This window comes from Inquilinus sp., assembly GCF_039594555.1.
In the GTDB taxonomy this organism is placed as follows: Bacteria; Pseudomonadota; Alphaproteobacteria; order DSM-16000; family Inquilinaceae; genus Inquilinus.
Genome location: NZ_JBCNNF010000253.1, coordinates 1 through 10,170, shown reverse-complemented (window position 1 = coordinate 10,170; position 10,170 = coordinate 1). Strand labels below are relative to the sequence as shown.

Below are 10,170 nucleotides of genomic sequence, written 5' to 3'. Positions count from 1 at the left end.
ATCTCGACATCGGCGGCGGCACTGCGGCGGCCTCCGGCACGCGCAAGAACGTCGCCGCCGGCAACGGCGCCCTGACCGAGCGCGGCCTGGCCATCGCCGAGGAGGTGAAGGCGGTGGCGGCGGAGATCGGCAAGACCCCGGCCCAGGTGGCCATCGCCTGGACCCTGCTGAACCCGGCGGTGACCGCGCCGATCATCGGGGCGCGCACCGTGGCGCAGCTGGAGGACAATCTCGGCGCCCTCGACGTGGTGCTGTCGGACGGGCAGCGGGCGCGGCTGGAGGCGGCGAGCGCGATCGAGCCCGGCTTCCCGCACGAATTCCTGGCCCGGCCGATGACCCGCAACGTCATGTTCGGCGGCGTCCGCATCGCGCCGCGGGGATAGACGGGCCTGGTCTGGCGGCCCGGCGAGGCTGGACAAAACTCGCCGGGCGCTCCCGACCCGAGACCGCTGTCACCAAACTGCATAAGCTTCCGGGTACACGGGGTGTGGATCAGGAGGCAGCGACATGACTGAGCTGAAAGACACCGGGACCCGCAGCTGGCTCGAGATCGAGCTCGAGGACGACATGGACGAGGAGCTCGAGCAGGCGGTCGACGACGCCCGCGTCCCGCCCGAGCTGCGCGCCCTGCTCGAGAAGCGGCAGAAGAACACCCTCGACCGCCACACCTATTTCAGCGAGCTGCTGCGCCTCCAGGGCGAGCTGGTGAAGCTGCAGGACTGGGTCCGCTACAAGGGCCTCAAGATGGTGGTGCTGTTCGAGGGCCGCGACAGCGCCGGCAAGGGCGGCGCCATCAAGCGCATCACCCAGCGCGTCAATCCCCGCACCTGCCGGGTGGTGGCGCTGCCGGCCCCGTCCGACCGCGAGAAGACCCAGTGGTACTTCCAGCGCTACGTGCCGCATCTGCCGGCGGCGGGCGAGATCGTGCTGTTCGACCGCAGCTGGTACAACCGCGCCGGCGTCGAGCGCGTCATGGGCTTCGCCAGTGAAGGCCAGGTCGAGGACTTCTTCCGCGACGTGCCGGAGTTCGAGCGCATGCTGGTGCGCTCCGGCATCATCCTGGTGAAGTATTGGTTCTCGATCACCGACGAGGAGCAGCAGCTGCGCTTCCTGATGCGCATCCACGACCCGATCAAACAGTGGAAGCTCTCGCCGATGGACCTGCAGTCCCGCGTGCGGTGGGAGCAGTACACCAAGGCCAAGGAGGAGATGTTCGAGCGCACCAGCATCCCCGAGGCGCCCTGGCACATTGTGGAAGGCAACGACAAGAAGCGGGCGCGCCTGAACTGCATCTCGCACCTGCTCTCGATCGTCCCCTATGAGGAGGTGCCGCACGAGGAGATCGCGCTGCCGGAGCGGGTGTTCGACCCGAATTACGAGCGCCGGACGCTGCCGGCCGAGCTCTACGTGCCCCAGCGCTACTGAGGGCCGCAGCCGGGCGCGGCGGCCCCGCGCCCGGGTCGCCCGGCGACCTATGCCAAGCGCGAGGATGACCTATCCTTCGGTGTGCGGGATTGTCGGTCGGCACGATTGCCGGGACAGCCCGGCCTCCGCGATCCTTCCCCTCACAGTCAGGCACCGGCCAGCGGCCTGTCATTGGTGAGAGGTGAAGCCATGAAGATCGTCGTCATCGGCGGCAGCGGCCTGATCGGGTCCCGCGTCGTTGCCCTCCTGCGCGCATCGGGGCATGACGTCCTCGCCGCCTCCCCGAGCACGGGCGTCAACACCCTGACCGGGGAGGGGCTGGCCCAGGCCCTGGCCGGCGCCGAGGTGGTGGTCGACGTCGCCAACTCGCCCTCCTTCGAGCCCAAGGCGGTGCTCGCCTTCTTCGAGACGGCAGGCCACAACCTGCTCTCCGCCGAACGCAAGGCCGGCATCCGCCACCATGTGGCGCTGTCGATCGTCGGCACCGACCGGATGCCGGACAACGGCTATTTCCAGGCCAAGGTGGCGCAGGAGACGCTGATCAAGGCGTCCGGCGTGCCCTACACCATCGTGCGCGCCACCCAGTTCATGGAGTTCCTCGGCGCCATCGCCGATTCGGGCGCCGTGGACGGGACGGTCCGCCTCCCGGGCGGCCTGTTCCAGCCGATCGCCGCCGAAGATGTCGCCGCGCTGGTGGCCGAGGCCGCGGCGGCGCCGCCGCGGGGCGGCAGCTTCGACATCGCCGGCCCCGACCGGGCGCCCTTCGACCGCATCATCGCCCGCTATCTCGATGCCATGGGCGACCCCCGGCCCGTCGTCAGGGACGACACGGCCCGCTATTTCGGCGGCACGGTCGCGGAGACCTCGCTGGTCCCGCTCGGCGAGGCCCGGATCGGGCGCATCTCGCTCGATTCCTGGCTGCGCGACCATCGCCCCGCCTGACACCGACACCGTCAAGGACATCCCGCCATGAAGCGCGCCATCCTCGCGGCCCTGCTCGTCGCCGCCTCCGCCGGCCCGGCCTTCGCCGAGGCCTCCGGCTCCAAGAACGCCCGGGTCACGCTGGTCTATGAGCACGCCCTGCCGGACGTGCCCGGGAAGAGCGTGAAGGGGGTTCTCGTCGAATACGGTCCGGGCGGCTATTCGCCCGCGCACACCCACCCCAAATCGGCCCTGATCTACGCCACGGTGCTGGAAGGCGCCGTCAGGATGCAGATCAACCAGGGGCCGGTGCGCACCTTCAAGGCCGGCGAGAACTTCACCGAGATGCCCGGCGACCACCACGCCATCAGCGCCAATGCCAGCGAGACGGAGCCTGCGAAGCTGCTGGCGGTGTTCGTCGTCAACACCGACGAGACCGTGCTGGTGACGCCGGACCAGAAGTGATCCCGGCCCTCAGGCGGCCTGTGCCACGACCAGGGACTGCGGCGAGGGCGCCAGCGGCGTGACATCCGGTTTGCCGAACCCGGCCTCGGCCAGCATCCGCGTCAGGGCGCTGGCCGGGTAGGCATTTGCGAACATTGACCCGTCATGGCGAGCCCCGAAGGGGCGTGGCCATTCAGCGGCACAGGCCCTCTGGATGGCCACATCGCTGCGCTCCTCGCCATGACGAGGACGAGACCAAGAGCCGACCTCAAAGCCGGCTAATGTGAGTTGCGGGCCGTGCGGGCGCGCGGCCCGCCAGCGGATCAGGCCGCTTCGCGCCGCCCGAGCCAGAGGTCGAGATCGGCCAGGGCCCGCTCGCTGTACAGGCTCTTGCGGTCGCGGCCCTTGACCTTCTTCTGGCCCGGCTGCCGCTCCGGGATCTCCGGCGGCGGAAACAGGCCGAAATTGACGTTCATCGGCTGGAAGGTCTCGGCCTCGCCGCCGCCGGTGATGTGGCTCAGCAGGGCGCCCAGCGCGGTGGTGACGGGGGGCGGCACGATGGCTTGGCCCAGCCGCTCCGCCGCCGCCATCCGCCCGGCCAGCAGGCCGATCGCGGCGCTCTCGACATAGCCCTCGACGCCGGTGACCTGGCCGGCGAAGCGCAGCCGCGGCATCGCCTTCAGCCGCAGCGCCGGGTCCAGCACCCGCGGGCTGTTGATGAAGGTGTTGCGGTGCAGCCCGCCCAGCCGCGCGAATTCGGCGTTCTGCAGGCCCGGGATCATGCGGAACACCCGCACCTGCTCGGCATATTTCATCTTGGTCTGGAAGCCGACCATGTTGAACAGCGTGCCCAGCGCATTGTCCTGGCGCAGCTGCACCACGGCCCAGGGCCGGCGCTCGCCGTGCGGGTTGGTCAGGCCGACCGGCTTCATCGGGCCCCAGCGCAGCGTGTCCGGCCCGCGCTCCGCCATCACCTCGATCGGCAGGCAGCCGTCGAAATAGGGCGTGTCCTTCTCCCAGTCCTTGAACTCGGTCTTCGGCGCGGCCAGCAGCTCGCGGATGAAGGCCTCGTACTCCTCCTTCGACATCGGGCAGTTGATGTAGTCCTTGCCGGTGCCGCCGGGGCCGGGCTTGTCGTAGCGCGACTGGAACCAGGCCGTCTCGAAGTCGATCGACTCGCGATGCACGATCGGGGCGATGGCGTCGAAGAAGGCCAGCTCGGCCTCGCCGGTCAGGCCGCGCACCGCCTCGGCCAGGGAAGGGGAGGTGAGGGGGCCGGTGGCGATGATGACGCTGTCCCAGGCATCGGGCGGTAGGCCGGCGACCTCGCCGCGCTCCACCGTCACCAGCGGGTGGTTCGCCAGCTCGGCGGTGACGCCGGCGGAAAAGCCGTCGCGGTCGACCGCCAGCGCGCCGCCGGCCGGCACCTTGTGGGCGTCGGCATGGCGCAGGATCACCGACCCGCAGCGCCGCATCTCCTCATGCAGCAGGCCGACCGCGTTGTACATCGCGTCGTCGGAGCGGAAGGAGTTGGAGCAGACCAGCTCGGCGAAGCCGTCGGTCTGGTGCGCCTCGGTGCCCCGCACCGGGCGCATCTCGTGCAGCACCACCGGCACGCCGGCGGAGACGAGCTGCCAGGTGGCCTCGCTGCCGGCGAGGCCGGCGCCGATGACATGGACTGGGGCGGGCGTGCTCATCGAACCGATCTCCTGCGAAGGGCGTGACAGATACGCCGATCGTTCCGTCCAGGCAACGGGCAGGCGCCTTTGTCATGCCACGCTGCAGCATGTATCTAGGACAATGTGCGCATGGACGGGGAGGGACATCGCATGGCGTCGAGATGGGCCTGGCTGCTGGCGGCGACGGTGCTGGCGCTTCCTCCTGCTGCGGCGGCGCAGGACGCACCGGCCGGCGCCACCAACGACTCCTGCATCTTCGCCCATGACGGCGAATGCGACGAGGCCAACGGCACCTGCGCCCCGGGCACCGACAGCGCCGATTGCCGGCCGGACGCCAAGGCCGATCCGGCGAACTCCTGCCGCTTCGCCTTCGATAAGAGTTGCGACGAGCCGGGCAAGGGCTCCGGCCTCTGCCCGGCGGGCACGGACACGGCCGACTGCGCCGCGGTTGCCCCGCCCCAGCAGACGCCGGCGAGCCCGCCGGCCCAAGCCGTGCCGCCCGCCGGCCCCGGCGACGACAGCTGCCCCTTCGCCCACGACCGGGAATGCGACGAGCCGGGGATCGGCTCGGGCGCCTGCGCCGCCGGCACCGACACCACCGACTGCAAGGCCAAGGCCGGCGGCGGATCATCGGCTCCGGCGGCCCCGGCCTCGCCCGCGGCGCCGGCCGGGCCGGACAGCTGCCCCTTCGCCCATGACGGCGAATGCGACGAGCCGGGCATCGGCTCCGGCGCCTGCGCCGCGGGGACCGACACCACCGACTGCCAGGCGAAGCAGGGCGCCGCGCCGGCGACACCCGCCGCGCCGGCCAAGCCGGGCTGGGGCGACGACAGCTGCCAGTTTGCCCATGACGGCGAATGCGACGAGCCGGGCCGCGGCACCGGCCTGTGCTCCGCCGGCACCGATGCCAGCGACTGCTCGGCCGCGGATGGTGGCTCTGCCGCCCCGAGCTCCCCCGGCCCGGCGGCCTGCCCCTTCACCGGCGACGGTGAATGCGACGAGCCCGGCAAGGGCTCCGGCCTGTGCTCTCCCGGCACCGATGCGGAGGATTGCCGAGGGAAGTGACGGTCAGGCCGGCCGCCAGTCGATCGTCAGCTCCTCGCGGAAGGCGAAGCGGACGAGGTGGGAGGCGACGACCTCCTCCAGCCTCGCCAGGCCGGCAGCTTCCGGCGCCTCGTTGCGCAGCACCAGCAGGGCCGGCTCGGCCGCCAGGGTGGTGCTGCCCATCTCGAAGGTCAGGCGGCCCTTCTCGGCATCGAAGGTCGCCGGGATGCGGTGGCCGAAATGCTTGCACAGCTGCTGCAGGTACTTGCTGGCATGCTCGGTGGGGATGCTGGCTTCGGAGCTCGGCATGATGTCCTCTTCGATCGGAAGATCCTGAGATGGGGGTGTTGCGAGTGGTTCGCAACTGGTGTCAGGGCATCGCCGTCGCCAGCGCCCGGAAGCCGGCGGTCAGGAAGCGGACCAGATCGGCCATCCGGCCCGGGTCGGCGGAGGTCTCCCGCCCGTCGGACAGCCGCTCCACCCGCCGGTCGGCGATGTGCTTCAGCAGCGCGCCGAGGGCGTATTCATAGCCCCAGACGATGGTGGCGCGGTCGCAGCGCGGCAGGGCGCGCTCCATCGCCGCGATGAAGGCGCGGGCCAGCGGATCGTAATAGGGCTCGATCACCCCCTGTGCCTCCGGTCCCTGGTCCCAGGTGGTGCGGGCGACGAGCAGGGAGAAGGCGGCCCCGCCCTCCGACGCGCGCAGCAGCACCGCCGGTTCGACCCAGGCGCGGACCAGCTCCTCCACCGCATCGGGGTTGGCGGGCGAGCAGTCGACCGCCGCGATGCGCTGCAGCCGCTCGTCGATATAGGCGCGGCGATGCTCGAAGATGGTGCCGAGCAGCTCTTCCTTGCGGCCGAAATAGTATCCGACCAAGGCCAGCGGCACGCCGGCCCGGGCGGCGATGTCGCGCACCGAGACGGCGTGGTAGCCGCGCTCCGCGAACAGCTCCTCGGCGCTCTTCAGAATGTCCAGCCGCCGGTTCGGCGGCGCGGTCTCGCCGGGCGCGATGGCCGAGCGGCGCCGGGTCTTGCCGGCGGCCTTCGCGGAGGGGGGAGCAGGAGGCATTCCGGATCGCCTTGAACGTCTGATCGAATCTTTGTACGATCGTACAAGATCTGCTCCGTGAAGTCATCTGCCGCGACCGTCCGCGCCGCGAAAGGCGGCGTTCGTCCCGGCACGGGGCCAACGACAAATCGACGAGGGAGGACGTGGTCTTGCCACAGGATATGGGTTCGGGTCGGCGGCGCGAGCTGGCGGCCGGCTGGCCGGTGCTGGTCGCCGCCACGCTGGGCTGCGCCATGGGGGCGTCGTCGCTGCCCTTCTACAGCCTCGGCAGTTTCATCGCGCCGCTGCAGCAGGAATTCGGCTGGGCGCGCGGCGACATCACCACCGCCTTCCTGTGCCTGACGCTGGTGCTGGCCGTCATCGCGCCGGGGCTGGGCTGGCTGATCGACCGGTTCGGTCCGCGCGCCGTCGCCCTGGCCGCGATCCCCGGCTTCGCCCTGACGCTCTACCTCCTCAGCCGGTTCGACGGCACGCTGGCCGGCTTCTATCTGTGCTTCGGGCTGGCGGCGCTGCTCGGCGGCGGCACCACGCCGATCCTTTACACCCGCGCGGTGAACGGCCGGTTCGACGCCGCCCGCGGCCTGGCGCTCGGGCTGACCCTGGCCGGGATGGGCGTGATGGCCATTGCCCTGCCGCCGCTGCTGGCGGTGGTGATCGGCGACCATGGCTGGCGCGCCGGCTACCTGATGCTGGCCGGCTTCGCCCTGCTGCCCTGGCCCTTCGTGCTGGCGTCGCTGGGCGGCCGCAGGGCCGCCGGCCCGGTTGCCGCGGCAGAGGCCTGGGGCGTCGAGCGCGGCGTGGCGCTGCGCTCCCGCATCTTCTGGACCATCGCCGTGGGGTTCTGCGCCATCGCCATCGCCGTCTCCGCCCTCACCGTGCACATGGTGCCGCTGCTGCGCGACGCGGGGATGGACCCGCTGCGGGCCGCCGGCGTCGCGTCGCTGACCGGCTTCGGCGTGCTGCTGGGCCGGCTGGTGATCGGCTGGCTGATTGACCAGTTCTTCGCGCCGCGCGTCGCCGCCGCGATCTTCGGTCTTACCGCGATCGGCTGCCTGCTGCTGGCCTATGGCGGCTTCGGCCTGGCCCCGCTGGCGGCCTTCCTGATCGGCTTCTCGCTCGGCGCCGAGGTCGACCTGATCTCCTATCTCACCGCCCGCTATTTCGGCATGCGCCGCTACGGCTTCCTCTACGCCACGATCTACGCCTTCTTCGCCGTCGGCGCGGCGATCGGGCCGCTGGTGGCGGGCCGGATCTACGACGCGACCGGCGGCTACGGCGCCGCGATCTGGACCGTCGTCGCCTGCCTGGTCGGCGGGGCGCTGGCTGCCCTGTCGCTGCCGCGCTTCGACGCGCTGCGGCCGGCCGCGGCGGGCACGATGCCGCAGACCCCGGATCCGCACGGTGGCCCTGCCGCCGCCGTGCTCAGATGACGCCAGAGGATGCCGACATGACCGCTCTCGACGAGACCCACGATCCGCAGCGCCGCAGCTGGGTGGAGTCCGCCAACCGCGACGGAGCCGACTTCCCGGTCCAGAATCTGCCCTTCGGCGTGTTCAGCCCGGCCGGCGGGGCACCGCGCTTCGGCATCGCCATCGGCGACAGCATCCTCGATGTCGTGGCCGCGCGCGACGCCGGGCTGCTGACCGGCGCCGCGGCCGATGCCGCCGACGCGGCCCGCGGCGGATCGCTGAACGCTCTGTTCGCCCTGCCGCCGGGACACCGCACCGAGCTGCGCCGGCAGGTGGCCTCGCTGCTCGACGCCCGCACGACGCCGCGGCCGGAGCTGCTGCATGAGACGGCGGCATGCCGGCTGCATCTGCCGGCCGAGATCCGCAACTACACCGACTTCTTCGCCGGCATTCACCACGCCCGCGCCGCCGGGGCGCTACTGACGCCGGACAACCCGCTGCCGGCCAACTACAAATGGGTGCCGATCGCCTATCACGGCCGCGCCTCCTCGGTCCGCGCCAGCGGCGGCGAAGTGCGGCGGCCGAACGGTCAGCGCCCGCCCCGCAGCGGCGGCGACGGCCGGCCTGGCTTCGGCCCGTCGCAGCGGCTGGACCTCGAACTGGAGATGGGCTTCTACATCGGCCGGGGGAACGACCTCGGCGAGCCGATCCCGGTCGGGGAGGCGGGGGAGCGGATCGTCGGCTTCTGCCTGCTCAACGATTGGTCGGCCCGCGATATCCAGCGCTGGGAGATGACGCCGCTGGGGCCGTTCCTGAGCAAGAGCTTCAGCACCACGGTCTCGCCCTGGGTGGTCACCGCAGATGCGCTGCGGCCGTTCCGGGTGCCGGCGATGGTCCGGCCGGATGGCGACCCGGCGCCGCTGGACTACCTGATGGACAGCTGCGACCAGGAGGCGGGCGGGCTGGACGTCGAGCTGACGGTCCGGCTCTCCACCGCCCGGATGCGGGCGGAAGGGCAAGGGCCGGTCACCATCATCACCTCGAACGCCCGGCACCTCTACTGGACCCCGGCGCAGATGGTGGCGCATCACAGCTCCGGCGGCTGCAACCTGCTGCCGGGGGACCTGCTGGGCACCGGCACCATCTCCGGCCCCACCCGGGCGCAGCTCAGCAGCCTGCTGGAGCTGACCATGGGCGGGCGCGAGCCGGTGACGCTGCCGAATGGCGAGCAGCGCGGCTTCCTGGAGGATGGCGACGAGATCAGCTTCACCGCCCGGTGCCGGCGCGACGGCTTCGCGCCGATCGGCTTCGGCGCCTGCACCGGCACCATCGTTCCCTGACTGCGAGACCGGATATGCCCAAGCTCATCGACATCTCGATCCCGCTCGAGAACGACGTCCCGGCCGACCCGCCGTTCCAGAAGGTCTCGATCACCTATCGCGCCCATGAGGAGACGGCACGCGACCTCGCCGTCGTCTTCCCCGGCCTGAAACCGGAGCAGCTGCCCGACGGCATGGGCTGGGCGGTGGAGACGGTGGCGATCTCGACCCACAACGGCACGCATCTCGACGCGCCCTGGCACTACCACCCGACGATGGATGGCGGAAAGCGCGCCATCACCATCGACGAGGTGCCGCTGGAATGGTGCTTCCAGCCCGGCGTGAAGCTGGATTTCCGGCACCTGCCGGACGGCCACATCGTCACCCCGGCCGAGATCGACGCCGAGCTGGACCGGATCGGCCATGTGCTGAAGCCGCTGGAGATCGTGCTGGTCAACACCGCCGCCGGCGCCCGCTACGGCCAGGCCGACTATGTCGACAGCGGCTGCGGCATGGGCCGCGACGCGACGCTGCACCTGCTGCAACAGGGCGTGCGCCTGGTCGGCACTGATGGCTGGAGCTGGGATGCGCCGTTCAGCCACACGGCGCGGCGGTTCAAGGAGACCGGCGACGCCTCGCTGATCTGGGAGGGCCACAAGGCCGGCCGCGACATCGGCTACTGCCACCTGGAGAAGCTGCACAACCTGGAGGTGCTGCCGCCGACCGGCTTCACCGTCAGCTGCTTCCCGGTGAAGATCCGCGCCGCCTCGGCGGGCTGGACGCGGGCGGTGGCGATCCTGCCGGATTAGGCCGGATCGGTTCGGGCCGTCAGGCGCCCGCCTGCGCCGCCACGGCGGCGA

12 protein-coding genes are annotated in these 10,170 nt (G+C 71.3%); 8 read left to right on the top strand and 4 right to left on the bottom strand.

Going from position 1 to position 10,170, the window contains the following annotated elements; translation table 11 throughout:
* From ABDW35_RS23780 to ABDW35_RS23765, 4 genes are all read left to right on the top strand, one after another.
* Nucleotides 1-383: aldo/keto reductase (locus ABDW35_RS23780; RefSeq protein WP_343716345.1), on the top strand; the 383-nt coding region annotated here is incomplete at its 5' end.
* A gap of 124 nt (nucleotides 384-507) precedes the next feature.
* Nucleotides 508-1,425: a polyphosphate kinase 2 gene (gene ppk2 / locus ABDW35_RS23775; protein WP_343716344.1), complete on the top strand. Its 918-nt coding sequence runs from the start codon at nucleotides 508-510 to the stop codon at nucleotides 1,423-1,425.
* Between the two features lie 189 nt (nucleotides 1,426-1,614).
* Nucleotides 1,615-2,367: an SDR family oxidoreductase gene (locus ABDW35_RS23770; protein ID WP_343716343.1), complete on the top strand. Its 753-nt coding sequence runs from the start codon at nucleotides 1,615-1,617 to the stop codon at nucleotides 2,365-2,367.
* Between the two features lie 27 nt (nucleotides 2,368-2,394).
* A complete protein-coding gene (locus tag ABDW35_RS23765) occupies nucleotides 2,395-2,811 on the top strand; it encodes a cupin domain-containing protein (RefSeq protein ID WP_343716342.1) in 417 nt (138 codons plus the stop codon).
* A gap of 9 nt (nucleotides 2,812-2,820) precedes the next feature.
* Here ABDW35_RS23765 and ABDW35_RS23760 read toward each other — a convergent pair whose 3' ends face one another.
* Together ABDW35_RS23760 and trmFO are read right to left on the bottom strand one after the other, a co-directional pair.
* Nucleotides 2,821-2,946: a hypothetical protein gene (locus tag ABDW35_RS23760; RefSeq protein WP_343716341.1), complete on the bottom strand. Its 126-nt coding sequence runs from the start codon at nucleotides 2,944-2,946 to the stop codon at nucleotides 2,821-2,823.
* A gap of 167 nt (nucleotides 2,947-3,113) precedes the next feature.
* Complete coding sequence (gene trmFO / locus ABDW35_RS23755; RefSeq protein ID WP_343716340.1) at nucleotides 3,114-4,487, bottom strand: methylenetetrahydrofolate--tRNA-(uracil(54)-C(5))-methyltransferase (FADH(2)-oxidizing) TrmFO; 1,374 nt, start codon at nucleotides 4,485-4,487, stop codon at nucleotides 3,114-3,116.
* A 132-nt stretch (nucleotides 4,488-4,619) separates the two neighbouring features.
* On the opposite strand from trmFO, the gene ABDW35_RS23750 reads away from it, so the two are divergent.
* Nucleotides 4,620-5,534 (top strand): hypothetical protein, encoded by a 915-nt coding sequence (locus ABDW35_RS23750; RefSeq protein WP_343716339.1) that lies wholly within the window; start codon nucleotides 4,620-4,622, stop codon nucleotides 5,532-5,534.
* Nucleotides 5,535-5,537: 3 nt separating this feature from the next.
* Here the strand turns inward: ABDW35_RS23750 and ABDW35_RS23745 are convergent, their stop codons facing one another.
* Both ABDW35_RS23745 and ABDW35_RS23740 read right to left on the bottom strand, forming a co-directional pair.
* A complete protein-coding gene (locus tag ABDW35_RS23745) occupies nucleotides 5,538-5,822 on the bottom strand; it encodes a DUF2218 domain-containing protein (RefSeq protein WP_343716338.1) in 285 nt (94 codons plus the stop codon).
* A 61-nt stretch (nucleotides 5,823-5,883) separates the two neighbouring features.
* Complete coding sequence (locus tag ABDW35_RS23740) at nucleotides 5,884-6,582, bottom strand: TetR/AcrR family transcriptional regulator (RefSeq protein ID WP_343716337.1); 699 nt, start codon at nucleotides 6,580-6,582, stop codon at nucleotides 5,884-5,886.
* 143 nt (nucleotides 6,583-6,725) lie between these two features.
* On the opposite strand from ABDW35_RS23740, the gene ABDW35_RS23735 reads away from it, so the two are divergent.
* From ABDW35_RS23735 to ABDW35_RS23725, 3 genes are read left to right on the top strand one after another with little or no spacing between them, the layout of a single operon-like run.
* A complete protein-coding gene (locus ABDW35_RS23735) occupies nucleotides 6,726-8,012 on the top strand; it encodes an MFS transporter (protein WP_343716336.1) in 1,287 nt (428 codons plus the stop codon).
* A gap of 17 nt (nucleotides 8,013-8,029) precedes the next feature.
* A complete protein-coding gene (fahA, locus tag ABDW35_RS23730) occupies nucleotides 8,030-9,331 on the top strand; it encodes a fumarylacetoacetase (RefSeq protein ID WP_343716335.1) in 1,302 nt (433 codons plus the stop codon).
* Between the two features lie 14 nt (nucleotides 9,332-9,345).
* Nucleotides 9,346-10,119 (top strand): cyclase family protein, encoded by a 774-nt coding sequence (locus tag ABDW35_RS23725; protein ID WP_343716334.1) that lies wholly within the window; start codon nucleotides 9,346-9,348, stop codon nucleotides 10,117-10,119.
* The last annotated feature ends 51 nt before the right edge of the window (nucleotides 10,120-10,170 follow it).